This window comes from Collinsella sp. AF16-8 (assembly GCF_003462695.1).
In the GTDB taxonomy this organism is placed as follows: Bacteria; Actinomycetota; Coriobacteriia; order Coriobacteriales; family Coriobacteriaceae; genus Collinsella.
In genome coordinates this window covers 20,712-34,679 of the sequence record NZ_QRXX01000003.1, presented here as the reverse complement: position 1 = coordinate 34,679, position 13,968 = coordinate 20,712, and the positions used below count along the sequence as shown (strand labels likewise).

The following is a 13,968-nucleotide window of genomic DNA, read 5'->3' as shown; positions in this document are numbered from 1 at the left end:
AGGGACAGGCACCTTCGTGGTGGTTTTAGGCGGGAAGGTCGGGGAACCAGGTTGGTTTGGGCTGGTTGGGGGTGCGCTCGGCCAGGACCAGCTCCATCCAGCACATGTCGTACCAGCGGCCGAACTTTTGGGCACAGCGGTCGAAAGCACCCACCAAGCGATATCCCATATGGGCATGGAAGTCCTGGCTGTTGTGCGTTAGATACTCGTCGTCCTTGTCGTGCGGCACGGCAATGAGCGCGCACATGTTGGTGATGCCCATCGCGATCAGGCACTGCTTGAGCGCATCGTGCAGCTTGCGGCCCAGCCCGCCGTGGCGCACGTCGCGTGCCAGGTAAATCGACGTCTCGACCGACCAGTCGTATGCCTCGCGGCTGTTGAGCGGACTCGCATAGGCATAGCCTACCGGACGCCCGTCCAGCTCCATCACCAGATACGGATAGCGTTTGAGCGTACGCTCGATGCGCCCGGCGAACTCCTCAACGCTCGGCACCTCGTATTCGCAGGTAATCGCCGTCTGGCGCACATACGGCTCATAGATGGCAAGCAACGCCGGCGCGTCTTCGGGCGTCGCCAGGCGAATCGCCGGCTCGGACATCTCGGTCATACAACCCTTCTCTCTCAAAAACAAAGGCCGCCTTGCGCCAAACCCAGCGCAAGGCGGCCCCTCGTCATTACATCAGGCTACAGGACAGCCGCCAGCGCGTCGATGTCCTCCTGCGTCGTGGCCCAGCTGGTGCAAAAGCGCACCACCGTGTGGGTATCGTCGTACTTTTCCCAGTACTCGATCGCCGCATGCTCGCGAATGCGGGCCATGTCCTCGTTGGGCAGAATCACGAACTGCTGGTTTGTGGGCGTCTCCAAAAAGAACTGGTAGCCGCGCTCGTGCAGCACACGACGCAGCGCCTGGGCCGCCTGAATCGCCTGTCGACCAATCTCAAAATACAGGCCATCGGTAAAGAGCGCCTCAAACTGCACGCCCGTCAGGCGGCCCTTGGCCAACAGCGCGCCGTGCTGCTTAATACGCGGAATGGGATGCGCCGGAGCGTGCATGCCGCAGAACACCACAGCCTCGCCGCAAAGCGCGCCGCACTTGGTGCCGCCGATGTAGAACACGTCGCACAGCTGCGCCAGCTCGGGCAGGGTAATGTCGCACTCATCGGCCGCCAGTGCATAGGCCAGACGAGCACCGTCCACAAACAGCGGAATCTCGCGCTTCTGGCACACCGCGTGAATCGCCGCGAGCTCGGCCTTGGAGTACAGCGTGCCGTACTCGGTCGATAGACTCACGTACACGGCGCCCGGGAACACCGTGTGCTCGTAGCTCTCGTTTTCGTAGAACACCTGGATATAGTTCTCGAGATCCTCGGCGTGCATCTTGCCCTCGTAGCCGGGGATGGTGAGCACCTTGTGGCCGCCAAACTCGATGGCGCCCGCCTCGTGGCAAGCGACATGGCCGGTCTCGGCGGCAACGACGCCCTCGTAGGGCGCGAGCAGCATGTCAATCACCGTCGCGTTGGCCTGCGTGCCGCCCACCAGCAAGAACACGTCGGCATCGGGGGCCTGACAGGCCTCGCGAATCAGCTGCTTGGCACGCTCGGTGTGCGCATCGGTACCGTAGCCGGGCTGCGGCTCCATGTTGGTATCGACGAGCGCCTGCAGCACTGCCGGATGAGCACCGTGGGAATAGTCGTTGTTGAACGCGAGCATGGCAATCCTCTCTAGCCGGGCATGGGCCCGATGATTTAAACGCCGCTATTGTACGCCGCCCGGATAGGCAATGCGTGCGGCAAGGCACTCAAGTGCCAACACCAGGGCAAAGCCGCAGCTCACGTCAGTCAAAAAGTGTGCACCGATCACGATACGGCCAAAGGCGACGAGCGCCGCGACCACGGCAGCGACCCAAAAGACCACGCGGCGTCGCGACGGCTTTTCCTTAAAGGACGCCGCAGGAAGCCCGGCGAGCATAAGGCCGATCGCCGCGTGCGCCGTGTGTCCGCTCGCAAACGACTTAAAGCCGTCCTTGATTACGCCGGCCGCAATATAGCTCCACTTGTCGGGGTTGCCAATCACCCACCACGGCTGATAATTGAGCCCCGGCGTGACCTCGATCACGCGCATGCGCGGGCGCGACCACAGCGGCTTGACAACCACGTTGAGGATGATGGCCTGAGCGACCCACACGGCCAGCACCATCAACGCCCAGCGTGTGAGCTCGTCGGGGTCGGTCGCGCGCGTGAGGCGATAGACGATAAGGTTGGCGACGATGACCAGCACAAACGTCAGCACCAACTGAGCCGCGATGAGTTTGCCGCCAACCCTCAGGGACGAAACGATCTCGTAGCCGGTCAGGCCCACGTTGACCAGAACGCCCAGCGCGGCAAGCCACTTGCTCGTCTTGGAATCGGGGCGTGCCGAACGCACGAGCATAACGCCCGCGACGCTCGCCGTCAGCTCAAACGGCAGCTCGCCAGCGGCCTCGATAAAGCGACCGTACATGCTGCCGATATTGAACAGCGCGCTCGAGATCTGATAATCGAAGAAACTGCCCACGCCCAGACAAAGGCACAGGACAACCGCGATCATGGCGACATCTTTCTTATAGATGTATCCGAACATGCTTTCCTTTCGATGGGGTCAGATTGCCCAAATGGGGCGTTTGCAGCGTCGACCCAATTAGTCGTCGTCGCTCGCACCCAGCTGCTGCAGTAGCATGAGCGCGGCCGCCACCGGGCCGGTGCCGTCGTTGGCGTCGAGACCTCGGCCCAGGCCGCTGCCCGCACCGGCGCCCGCCTTGTAGGGCACCGACAGCTTGCGGCTCTTGGGGAAGTTCACCGCGCCATAGCGATTCTTGAACTCAAAGGCTACCTTCTTGGGAACGTCAACCCCCAGGAAGGTAATGCGCCCACCGCTGAGCGTGACGCTCTCGAGCCCCAGGCGCTCGCCGCGAATGCGGATGCGCGCGCGGTTGAACAGGTTGAGTCCCGCCAGCGGCAGCTCACCATGCGCGGCCTCGGTCTCCTCCTGCACCTCGTCGACACTCTCCAGGTCCTCAGCCGCCGCGAGCTTGCGGTACACGAGCACGCGCTGGTCCACCGCCGGCATGTACGCCTCGGACAAGAAGTAGTCGGCCGGCAGGTTGATGCCCACGCTCGCCGCCTCCACGCCGGCATCGTCATCGCCGCGCGCCTCGGCCACGGCCTGGCCCAACATCTGCGTAAACAGGTCAAAGCCCACGCTCGACAGGTTGCCGTGCTGCTCGGCACCCATCAGCGAACCGGCGCCGCGGATCTCCAGGTCGCGCATGGCGATGCGCATGCCGCTGCCCAGGTCCTGGAACTCGGAAAGTGCGGTCAGACGCGCCGTGGCCTCCTCGGTGAGCGGCAGCTCACCCGGGAACATAAAGTACGCGTATGCCTGCGTGGCCGAGCGGCCAACACGGCCCTTGAGCTGGTAGAGCTGTGCCAGACCCAGGCGCTGCGAGTCCTCGATGATGAGCGTGTTGGCGGTCGCGTTGTCGATGCCGCTCTCCACGATGGTCGTGGCGATGAGCACATCGATCTTTTTGGTCGCGAACTCGATCATCACGTCCTCGACCTCGCGCGGGCTCATCTTGCCGTGCGCCACGCCCACGCGCGCCTCGGGCGCGGCCTCGTGCACGCGTGCCACAGCGTCATCGATGGTCTTGACGCGGTTGGACACGTAGTACACCTGTCCGCCGCGACCCACCTCCAGGCGAATCGCCGCGCTCACCACGTCGGGGTCGTACTCCCCCACGTGCACGATCACGGGGCGGCGCCCAGTCGGCGGCGTGGTAATCAGGCTCATATCGCGCACGCCGCTCGTGGCCATCTGCATGGTACGCGGGATGGGCGTGGCCGAAAGCGTGAGCACGTCGATCTGCTCGCGCAGGTTCTTGAGCTGCTCCTTGTGCTGCACGCCAAAGCGCTGCTCCTCGTCGATGATCACCAGGCCCAGGTTCTTGGGGTTCACATCGGCCGAAAGCAGGCGATGCGTGCCGATGAGCACATCAATCGTGCCCTCGGCAAACGCCTTGAGTGCGCGCTTTTGCTGCGCCGGCGTGCGAAAGCGGCTGAGCACCTCGACCTCAAGGCCAAACGGGGCAAAGCGTTCAAAGAACGTCTCGTAGTGCTGCTGGGCCAGAATGGTCGTGGGGCAGAGCACCATGACCTGGCGACCGGAGTCCACGCACTTAAACGCCGCGCGCAGGGCGACCTCGGTCTTGCCAAAGCCCACGTCTCCGCACAGCAGGCGGTCCATGGGCTTGGGCGCCTCCATATCGGCCTTAATATCGGCGATGGCCTCCAGCTGATCGCGCGTCTCGTCGTAGGGGAAGCTCTGCTCCATCTCGATCTGCTCGGGCGTGTCGGGCGGGCAAGCGATACCGGTAATCGAAGAGCGGCGCGTATACAGATCGACCAGGTCAAACGCCAGCTTTTTGGCGTTCTTGCGCGCCTTGTTGGTGGCACGCGTCCAGTCGGCGGTGTTGAGCCTGGTCAGGCGCGGCTTGTCGCCGTCGGGGCCAACATAGCGCGTGATGCGGTCGACCTGCTCAAGCGGCACATAGAGCTTGTCGCCGTCGGCATATTCCAGCAAAAAGTAGTCGCGCTCCTTGCCGCCCACTTCCTGGCGCGCGATCTCGCTAAAGAGCGCGATGCCATGCGTTGCATGCACTACGTAGTCGCCTGGCTTAAAGGGGAAGGTGATCTGCGTAATATCGACCTTGCGGCGGCTGCGGGCGCGGTTGGCGTCCATGCGAGCGTTGAGGTCGGCGATCGAGAACACGGCCAGATTGGCATCGGGCACCACCACGCCCTGCGGCAGAGCGGCATCCACAAAGGTCACGCGCCCGCGCGAGATGGTGGGCACAGCGGCACCGGCGGCAGCCTGGGCCGCGCCCGCCTCGAGCGAGCGGGCGTTGAGCGCATCGGCATGGCGCTCGCGAATCGAAGCATGGGCCGCCTGACGAGCAGCACGGTCGGCAGAATCCGCCGCCGCCACGCGCACGCGGTCGCCGATAACGCCCGCGTTTTCGGGCGCGGCCGTCAGCGACTCCTCAAAGGTAATACCCTCATCGCCAAAGGTGAGCTCCATCGACTCGCGCGCACCGCGGTCGGGGATGGCAAACACGCAGGCATAGCGCTTGCCCACGACCTCCTGGATGCGCGTCATAAAGCGATTGTCCGAGCCCGCGATGGCCGGCTGCTCAATCTTGAGCTCTGCCGTCACCGCACCGCCGGCACGAATCAAGCTCACGTAGTTAAGGCGCTGCTGGGCACCAAAGTCGAGTTGCTGGGCACGCACGTACAGGCCGTCCAGACGGTCGACCCCCGCCTCGCCGGCACGCGCCTCGATATCCTCGTAGGCGCGCAGGCAGTCGTCGAACAGCGAGCGCGGCTCGGACAGCACCACGAGCGCCTTGCCGCTCACATGCGACAGCGGGCTCACGGTCTGGCCGTACATCACCGGCAAAAAGCGGTCGAGCTCGGGCGTGACGATGCGTGCATCCACCATCTCGAGCAGCGCCGCCAGCTTACTGTCGTCCTGGCTGGCACGGTAGAGCGCCACGTGCATGTTGTGAACGGCCTCGTCGGTGAGCGCCAACTCGCGGCACGGGAAGATCTCGATGCTGTCCTCGTTGCCGATGGTTTGACCCGTAGAGCTCACCATGCGGCGGATGCGGTCGATCTCGTCGCCAAAGAACTCAATGCGCACGGGTGCTTTTTCCTGCGCGGGGAACACCTCGACGGTATCGCCGTGCACACGGAACAGGCCGGGCGCGTCGGCGGCACCTGCATTGGTGTAGCCCATGCCCACCAGGCGCTGCGGCACCTCGTCGAAGGGAATCTCCTCGCCCACCGCAAAGGTGGTGGACTCCCAATAGCGGCTCTCGACCGGCGGCACGCAACGCAGTAGCGCGCGGGCCGAGGCGACCATGATGCAGTTATCGCCGCGCACGATGCGCCCTAAAGCCTCGCAGCGTTGGGCCACCACGGCGTCGTCGGGCGCCTGCTCACGCCATGGATAGTCTTTGCGCTCGGGAAAGCGGCACACATGCGCCAGACCCACATAGGCGGCCAGGCTGCGCGCGGCGCGATCGGCCGCGTCCTCGCCGCTCACGATGTAGACCGTGGGACGCGGACGGCGCGCAAACTGAGCTGCCGCCATGAGCGTGCGGCCCGACTGCGACACGGCCAGCGTCACGTCCTCGCCGGCATCGAGTCCGGCCTCGACGGCCTGCAGCGCCTCGGCAGTGTAGAGCTGCGCGGCTATACGGTGAATGAGCATGCTGTTCCTCCGGCATCGCAACGCCAAAAGCCCGCCGGGGCAAGCTCGGCGGGTCGTACGTCAAATACATTGTCTGTCATGGTAGCGCATGGAGAGGACTCCGGCTCAAGGGCAAACCCGGCCCCGCAAAAAACGCCAGACGAAGATGCGTTCCGCCCTACCCCGCCACGCGCACGCTGGGGCACAAATCTGCCAGCGGACACTCGTCACACTTGGGTTTGCGGGCGTCGCAGATCTCGCGACCAAAGGTGATCCACTGATGGTTGACCGACTCCCAATACTCGTGCGGCAAAATCTTGAGCAGATCCTGCTCGGTCTTGAGCGGTTCCTTGGCATGCGTCTTGGGACTCAGCATCAGGCGGTGCGCAATGCGGTTGACGTGCGTGTCCACCGCAATACCCTCCACGATGCCATACCCCACGTTGAGCACGATGTTCGCCGTCTTGCGTCCCACGCCCGGCAGCTTCACGAGTTCCTTCATGTCGGCCGGCACCTCGCCGCCATAGTCGGCGACGATCATCTGCGCGGCCTCGACGGCATGCTTGGCTTTGCTCTTGTAGAAGCCGAGCGACTTGATGGTGTCCGCCACGTCAGCTACGCTCGCCCCGGCCATGGCCTCGGGCGTGGGCCACTGGGCAAACAGCCGCGGCGTCACTTTGTTGACCTGCGCATCGGTCGTTTGCGCCGAAAGCAGCACCGCGATCAGCAGGCGGAAGGGATTCTCGTGGTCCAAAAAGCACTCGACCGGGCCATAGCGACGGTTGAGGCGCTCACACACCTCGATGGCGCGCTCGCGCTTGGCGGCATTGGTCTCGCGTGGCATAACGACTCCTCGGCTCAACGGCACAATAAACTTATGGGCACAATTGTCCCACGTCCGAGACGTTTACGCCTCCAAGAATGCGCCGGTCTGACGGCTCCACAGGCTCGCGTACTCGCCGCCCGCCTCGACGAGCTGCGCGTGCGTGCCGTCCTCGACGATCTCGCCATCCGCCAGCACCACGATGCGGTCGAGCGCCGCCACGGTGGACAGGCGATGCGCCACCACAATGGAGGTGCGGCCGCGCATCAGGTTCTCGAGAGCTTCCTGCACCAACGCCTCGGACTCGCTATCGAGGGCAGACGTCGCCTCGTCGAGCACCAGAATCGGCGCGTCGGTGAGGATGGCACGGGCAATGGCCACGCGCTGGCGCTGGCCGCCCGAAAGCTTAACGCCGCGCTCGCCCACCATGGTGTCAAAGCCATGGGGCAGGCGGTCGATAAACTCCAGGGCATTGGCCAGGCGCGCGGCCTCGCGGACCTGCTCGTCGGTGGCGTCGGGGCGGCCGTAGGCGATATTCTCGCGAATGGAGCGGTGGAACAGCAGCGCCTCCTGTGGCACGTAGGCCACCTGACGGCGAAGGCTCTGCTGCGTACAGCGCGAGACGTCCTGGTCGTCCACGAGCACGCGGCCGCCCTGCACATCGTCCAAGCGCAGCAGCAGCTTGGTGAGCGTCGTCTTGCCCGAGCCCGATTTACCCACCAGGCCCACGCGCTGGCCCGCCGGCACATGGAGCGTCAGGTCGTCGAACACGCTATCGCCCGCCGCGGCGTCACGGTATGCAAAGCTCAAGTGCTCAAAATCGATCGCGCCCTCGGTCACTTTGAGCTCAGGGGCGTCCGGGTCGTCTGCCACCAAACGTGGCTCATCCAGCACGCGCGTCATCTCGACCGCATCGCCCAAAGCACGGTTAATGCGCTGCATCATGGAACTCACGTAGTTCAGGCGCATGGTGAGGTTATAGGTGTAGGTAAAGATCATGACGAGCGAGCCGGCCGAGATGCCAAACCACGCGTTGCCGCCCGCCACGAACACACTCACCACGGCCATGGTGATGACGATAAGGCCCGAGGTCGTAAAGTTGCGCTGCATCATGGCGTGCATCGAGACCGTTTCGGCATCGCGCGCGGCACGATCGGCGGTGTCGAACAGATCGCGTTCAAAGTCCTCTCGCCCGCAGGTCTTGACGGCCAAGATGTTCGTGACCGCGTCGGACAGCACACCTGAGAGCTTGTTTTGTGCGGCGGACGTCGCGGCCGAAAGCGGCATGATGCGCTTGTACATAAGCCAGACAAACGCGATGTAGACGACCATGATGCCCACCAGGATCACGGTAAATGTGGGCACCACCGGAGCGAGCGCCGTCACCGTGCAGACAACCGAGGTGATGGTAGGGATGAGCGAATACACCGTCACGTCCACCAGACCCGTGTAGCCGCTCATAAAACGGCTCGTCTGGCTCACGAGCGATCCGCCAAAGCGGCTGGTGTGGAATGTCATGGATTGGTTGGAGAGCGTGTCGAAGCACAGACGCGCCAGGTGATAGTTGCCCGCAATCTCGAGCTTATAGACGGTGTAGTCCTGCAGCTTGGAGAGGATTTGACCCACCAGGTTAACGAGCACGAGCGCCAGGATATAGGGGGCGAAGACCTCAAACACCTGGTCACCCGCCACGGGACCGGCTTGAATGCGGTCGACAATGAGGGCCATCACATAGGTATTGGCAAACGTCAGCAAAAAGATGTAGCCCGCCGACGAGAGCACCGAGAGAAAGACAATCAGCGGCTGTGTGCGCGTGACACCCCAAAACCGCTGCAGCGTGCGGCGCACGGTGGAGCGGCTGAGCGGACTGGTGCTTCTCTGAGACATGGGCTTCCTTTCGCATCTGATAGGGCGAAACGCCATTGTTGCACATTGAAGCGCACTTCAGGCAAGCACGATGCGAAAAGCGATGGGGCACCCGCGTTTACGCCGGCGACCCACCGTCCGTTGCGACTAGTCCTCGTCTTTTTGGTCTGCGAGCAGGCCTGCGGACTCCAAGCCCAAAATCGCGTCGGCTTCCTCAGCATCCTCCAGCGCGTCGATGTCCTTGAGCTTGCGTTCCATGACGTTGGTGCGCGTGGTAATGATGCCCTCGACCGTTTTGCCCGCGGTCTCGATCTGCTGCTGGGCGCGGCGCAGCGCCGCCTGATAGCGCGGCAGCTCGGCCTTGACGGCGGAGAGCACGCGCAGTACGTCGTCGGTACGTTTTTGCAGCCTAAACGTCTGGTAGCTCATCTGCAGGCTGTTGAGAATGGCGGCCATGGTGCTGGGACCGGCTACGTTGACGTGATAGTCGCGGCCCAGGGTCTCGATAAGCCCGGGGCGGCTGACGATCTCGGCGTACAGCCCCTCAAACGGCACGAACATGATGCCAAAGTTGGTCGTTGCCGGCACACTCAGGTACTTTTCGCAGATGTCCTTGGCCTCGCGTTTCACCATCGTATCGAGCGTCTTGCGCGCTGCGGCGACGGCCTCAGCGTCACCAGACTCCTGGGCGTCGAGCAGATGCTCGTACGCGTCGCCCGGAAACTTGGAGTCGATCGGCAGCAGCACGGGGTCGCCCTCGTCTACCGGCAGCCTGACAGCAAACTCAACGCGTTCCGAGGCGCCGGGCTTGGTGGCGACGTTTTCCAGATATTGGTCGGGCGTAAGGATGTCCGCCAGGATCGCGCCCAGCTGCACCTCGCCCAAAATGCCACGCGCCTTGACATTGCCCAGCACGCGCTTAAGGTCGCCCACGCCGGTGGCGATAGACTGCATGTCGCCCAGGCCCTTGTACACGGCCTCGAGCTGGTCGCTCACCTGCTTAAACGATGCCGACAGTCGGTCGTTGAGCGTACGGGAGAGCTTCTCGTCCACCGTCGCGCGCATTTGGTCGAGCTGCACGTTGTTGTCTTTGCGGATGGCGCCCAGCTGAGCATCGACCGTCTCGCGCACCTTGTCCAGGCGATGCTCGATGCCTTCGCGGTTGGCGCCAAGCTGTTGGGCCGTCTCGCGGCGCAGGTCATCCATACGGTCGCCGGCCTGCGAGAACTCGCGCGCAATGGTCAGGTAGCGCTGCTGCTCTACGGCGGCGTCGGTCGTCTGCTGCTGCGCGATGGCATTTGCCGTGCGGCGGGTTTCGGCCAACGCGACGTTCAGGGTGTCGAGCGTGCTGTTGGCCTGCTCGAGCGCTGCCAGCGTTTCCGCGCTACTGTCGCCACGCTCCCGCAGCTCGGCACGCAGGCTCTTGAGCTGGAGGGCGCAAGCCACAGCAACCCCCACCGCCACCAAGGCGATCACAACAAGCACAATATCAATAGCAGACATAAACTCCGCCCAACAAACCCAATCGAGCACCAATCAAAACCGCGATCAATCTTACCCTGTCAAACGCAGCTCATGTCCAATCGAGCGCAGACAAGTTACCTTTGCGCTATGGGTGCTGGTCCGCTAGCTCTCCCAGCTGGCGCGGATGGTTGCTGCGACATCCCCCAAGCGCTGACCAAGAGCTGCCAAGTGCTGAAGTACCTCATTGGGCGAGGCGCCGTTGAGGATGCACGTGAGGGCATATGAGGCCAAGAAGATTGTCGCGAGCCCCAGCGGAATCAGCACGATCATCGCCAGCGTACGCAGGCGCTGGGCCCAGCGACGGTGACGCGCACGACGTTTATCGAACGCGAGCTCCTGTGCATATGAATCCTGCTGTACGGAATAGGCCTCTGGCGCCGATTCACACCCGGGCACAGCTGCAGGTACAGCAGCGGGCACGACATTTTGCGCAAAGGGCTGGGCTGCCGCCCCTTGCATTTGCATCTCCATGAGCCGTTGCTGCTGACGCAGCATGCGCTCAGCTTGTTGCTGCGGAGTCTCAAGAAACAGATCCATGCTGGCCTCCAAAATCGGAGCATTCGACGCTTACGACCAGCATCCCGCACCGCCATGACCGCGACAACGCAATCGCCGGCAATAGCCACAAAGTTTCTTTTGCTCAAAAGCTGTCGAAAAGCTCAACAACTCCTCTACCAGCACTTTCTCTGAGCTTTTTTCGCCAGCAATCTTTTGGCCTTCCACCCTTACGCCAACTGACCAAAATCTAACCAAAAGCTTGACGGAAATTGTGAAGACAGGGACCCCACATAAACAAACGTGCCGCCCCAAAAGGGCGGCACACAAACTTAATTATCAGCTTTTCTGCAGTGAGCACGCGACGACCCAACGCCGGAGCTCGGGGCGGGAGGCCGTGTTGCCTTCCCTCAACGCGACCCTGCGAAGCCGTGAGCGGGGAGGGAAGGCAACACGGCCTCCCGCCCCGAGCTCCGAAGACGGCGAAGACAGGCTACATGCCCGCGAGACCTCGAGCTGCGGTGGCACACATAAACGCCAGGACTAGGATCACGAGCGAACCCGCGATGTCGACCAGCACGCCCATTGCGCGACGCTCAAACAGCCAGCTCTCAAAGTGCGGAGCGACGTTGCGCCAAACACGCCACAACAAGATGCCCATGCCGATGACGCCGGGAATATTGAGCAGCAAAATCTCGGAGCACAAGAGGCCAATCAGGTTGCCGGCGGCAAAGCCCGCATCGCCCTCGCAGTATTTGCGATAAATCATGTACAACATGTATGCCACAAACGGCTGCAGGCACGCAGAGATAAACGTAACCACCATCGAGGGGTCCTGAGAAAAGGCATCGGTGAGCTTATCCACGCTCGTGGCATCCTTAGAGGCCAGGAACAGACCAATGACCACCACGGGCACCACGCCCAAGATGACCTCGACCAGAGTAAACAACTTGGCAGTCAAATCCTCACTAGCCGAATTCAAATGAGGCGCCCACTCAGAATGAGCATGCGCACCGGCTTTCTTCTTATCGGCACGCTCTGCCTTGCCGCCCTCAACAACCCGACGCTCAGGATCCTTATGAGTCCCAGCAGCAGCCACCCGAGCCCGAGATTTCTTACCCATAACCAACACCTCACAAGAGGAAACGAATAGCCAACGCTACCCAGTGTACCCCCTAAGCAACATCACCGCCCCAACTGGCCCCATACAAAAACGTGCCGCCCCAAAAGGGGCGGCACACAAACTTCTAATCAGCTTTTCAGTAGCGAGCACGTGACGACCCAACGCCGGGGCGCGGGGCGGGGAGATACCTTTCCCTCGCGCGACCCTGCGGAGCCGTGAGCGAGAGGGAAAGGTATCTCCCCGCCCTGCGCTCCGCAGCAGCCAGCGCCAAGCGCTAGTAGTTCACCACCTGCTCCTCAAAGTACGCCTTCGGGTGGTTACAAACCGGGCACACCTCAGGCGCCTCGGCACCAACGTGCAGGTGCCCGCAGTTCAGGCACTTCCACACCTTTACGCCCTCACGCTCAAACACCTCGCCCGACTCGATGCGCTCGACGAGCTTGTTGTAGCGCTCCTCGTGGGCCTTCTCGACGGCGGCGACACCACGGAACTTTGCGGCAATCTCGGCAAAGCCCTCTTCCTCGGCGGTCTTGGCAAACTCGTCGTACATCGTGGTCCACTCGTAGTTCTCACCCGCAGCGGCATCGCGCAGATTGTCCAGGGTATCGGGGACGGCGCCATCGTGCAGATACTTAAACCACAGTTTGGCGTGCTCGGACTCGTTGCCAGCCGTCTCGGCAAAGATGTTCGAGATCTGAACGTAGCCGTCCTTCTTTGCCTTGGAGGCATAGTAGCGATACTTGGTGTGTGCCTGGGACTCACCGGCAAAAGCGGTCTCGAGGTTCTTCTTGGTTTGGGAATTCTCAAAATCCATAGGTGTACTTCCCTTCAACGCATGCCGCCCGTAGGCTTCGAGCGGCCTCGTCTTTAGGATGCCCTCATGTCGGAAATCTAAACCTTACAATCCTGTTCTTCAGATTTCCACGGGCTAAATGCTCAGCCAGCGATCGCCCTCGGCTCGGCAAAAGCCCTCACGCTCCAGGTCGGCCAGAATGCCCGCGACAAGCTCGCGCTCGACCGGCCCGCGCCCAGCCGCCGCTTCCATATCGTTAACGCCCACCACGGCATCAGCAAGCGTAATCCCCGCCGGTTGGCCATCGCGCGCTGCCAGCAACATGCGCACGATATGCGCGCGCTTTTGGCGACGTGAGCCCTCAAACTTTGATTGACGGCTATAGCCCGCCGAGCGCCTGGACGGATTGGGCAACGTCTTTTTTAGATATGCGCCGTAATCCAGCAACGCGTAATACCACGCGCGCGGCGTGTCGGCATCATCGAGCGGCACGGCAAAGGGAGCGATCTCGTCGGTCGCCGCACCGGGGACCGCCGGACAGGCCGCCTGAATCAGCGGCACCAGCTCGCGGTCGGGAACAGCCGGTACATCGGGAAAGAAGTGATGCAGAAAGACCGTGCGCACGTTGGTCTCCAGATACACGCCTGGAAGGTCAAACGCAAACGACCGGATACCTTGCGCCGTTGCCGGGCCAATACCAGGCAGAGCGACCAAGTCACGCGTCTCACGCGGAAACTCACCGTCCCAGTCCTCCACAACGCGCTGAGCGGCCTTGTGGAGCGCCAGAGCGCGTCGGTTGTAGCCCATGCCCTGCCAAGCGTCCAAAACATCGGAAGGCGCGGCTTGGGCAAGCGCCTGCACGGTCGGAAAGCGATCGAGCCACGCCGGCATACGCGTCTCCACGCGTGGCACCTGTGTTTGCTGCAACATGACCTCGGAAAGCCAAATGATGTACGGATCGCGCGTGCGGCGCCACGGAAGGTCGCGATAACGCAGGACCCCTTCCGAACGAATCATCGAACGAAAGGGGTCCTGAATCATATCTATGCTCCTTAT

General features: G+C 62.6%; 11 protein-coding genes. All 11 read right to left on the bottom strand.

The genetic code is table 11. The features are described from left to right. Positions 1 to 25 precede the first annotated feature (25 nt). Complete coding sequence (locus tag DWW73_RS03715) at positions 26 to 607, bottom strand: GNAT family N-acetyltransferase (RefSeq protein WP_117773282.1); 582 nt, start codon at positions 605 to 607, stop codon at positions 26 to 28. A 77-nt stretch (positions 608 to 684) separates the two neighbouring features. Then, positions 685 to 1,710 carry a low specificity L-threonine aldolase gene (locus DWW73_RS03710; protein ID WP_117778791.1) on the bottom strand — a complete coding sequence of 342 codons (1,026 nt, stop codon included), beginning with the start codon at positions 1,708 to 1,710 and terminating at the stop codon, positions 685 to 687. Between the two features lie 45 nt (positions 1,711 to 1,755). Next, on the bottom strand, positions 1,756 to 2,619 hold the full coding sequence (locus tag DWW73_RS03705) for a phosphatase PAP2 family protein (RefSeq protein WP_117778790.1): 864 nt from the start codon (positions 2,617 to 2,619) through the stop codon (positions 1,756 to 1,758). A gap of 57 nt (positions 2,620 to 2,676) precedes the next feature. After that, a complete protein-coding gene (mfd, locus tag DWW73_RS03700; protein ID WP_117778789.1) occupies positions 2,677 to 6,309 on the bottom strand; it encodes a transcription-repair coupling factor in 3,633 nt (1,210 codons plus the stop codon). 157 nt (positions 6,310 to 6,466) lie between these two features. Then, positions 6,467 to 7,132 (bottom strand): endonuclease III, encoded by a 666-nt coding sequence (gene nth / locus DWW73_RS03695; protein ID WP_035136768.1) that lies wholly within the window; start codon positions 7,130 to 7,132, stop codon positions 6,467 to 6,469. Between the two features lie 63 nt (positions 7,133 to 7,195). After that, positions 7,196 to 8,998 (bottom strand): ABC transporter ATP-binding protein, encoded by a 1,803-nt coding sequence (locus tag DWW73_RS03690; RefSeq protein ID WP_117778788.1) that lies wholly within the window; start codon positions 8,996 to 8,998, stop codon positions 7,196 to 7,198. Positions 8,999 to 9,124: 126 nt separating this feature from the next. Next, the gene (locus DWW73_RS03685; protein ID WP_117778787.1) at positions 9,125 to 10,480 is read right to left on the bottom strand and encodes a DNA recombination protein RmuC; all 1,356 of its coding nucleotides are present in this window, start codon (positions 10,478 to 10,480) and stop codon (positions 9,125 to 9,127) included. 123 nt (positions 10,481 to 10,603) lie between these two features. Continuing rightward, entirely contained in the window at positions 10,604 to 11,038 is a 435-nt protein-coding gene (locus DWW73_RS03680) for a hypothetical protein (RefSeq protein ID WP_117646626.1), read from the bottom strand. Positions 11,039 to 11,489: 451 nt separating this feature from the next. After that, a complete protein-coding gene (locus DWW73_RS03675; protein WP_147343544.1) occupies positions 11,490 to 12,119 on the bottom strand; it encodes a hypothetical protein in 630 nt (209 codons plus the stop codon). A gap of 274 nt (positions 12,120 to 12,393) precedes the next feature. Continuing rightward, positions 12,394 to 12,933, bottom strand: coding sequence for a rubrerythrin (rbr, locus tag DWW73_RS03670; RefSeq protein ID WP_055252097.1), 540 nt, complete (start codon positions 12,931 to 12,933; stop codon positions 12,394 to 12,396). 114 nt (positions 12,934 to 13,047) lie between these two features. Continuing rightward, on the bottom strand, positions 13,048 to 13,953 hold the full coding sequence (locus DWW73_RS03665) for an adenine glycosylase (RefSeq protein ID WP_117564952.1): 906 nt from the start codon (positions 13,951 to 13,953) through the stop codon (positions 13,048 to 13,050). Positions 13,954 to 13,968: the final 15 nt, after the last annotated feature.

Bases quoted from the DNA above. Each gene is read 5' to 3' on its own strand.
- DWW73_RS03715 (WP_117773282.1), bottom strand. From the start codon at position 607: ATGACCGAGATGTCCGAGCCGGCGATTCGCCTGGCGACGCCCGAAGAC.
- DWW73_RS03710 (WP_117778791.1), bottom strand. From the start codon at position 1,710: ATGCTCGCGTTCAACAACGACTATTCCCACGGTGCTCATCCGGCAGTG.
- DWW73_RS03705 (WP_117778790.1), bottom strand. From the start codon at position 2,619: ATGTTCGGATACATCTATAAGAAAGATGTCGCCATGATCGCGGTTGTC.
- mfd (WP_117778789.1), bottom strand. From the start codon at position 6,309: ATGCTCATTCACCGTATAGCCGCGCAGCTCTACACTGCCGAGGCGCTG.
- nth (WP_035136768.1), bottom strand. From the start codon at position 7,132: ATGCCACGCGAGACCAATGCCGCCAAGCGCGAGCGCGCCATCGAGGTG.
- DWW73_RS03690 (WP_117778788.1), bottom strand. From the start codon at position 8,998: ATGTCTCAGAGAAGCACCAGTCCGCTCAGCCGCTCCACCGTGCGCCGC.
- DWW73_RS03685 (WP_117778787.1), bottom strand. From the start codon at position 10,480: ATGTCTGCTATTGATATTGTGCTTGTTGTGATCGCCTTGGTGGCGGTG.
- DWW73_RS03680 (WP_117646626.1), bottom strand. From the start codon at position 11,038: ATGGATCTGTTTCTTGAGACTCCGCAGCAACAAGCTGAGCGCATGCTG.
- DWW73_RS03675 (WP_147343544.1), bottom strand. From the start codon at position 12,119: ATGGGTAAGAAATCTCGGGCTCGGGTGGCTGCTGCTGGGACTCATAAG.
- rbr (WP_055252097.1), bottom strand. From the start codon at position 12,933: ATGGATTTTGAGAATTCCCAAACCAAGAAGAACCTCGAGACCGCTTTT.
- DWW73_RS03665 (WP_117564952.1), bottom strand. From the start codon at position 13,953: ATGATTCAGGACCCCTTTCGTTCGATGATTCGTTCGGAAGGGGTCCTG.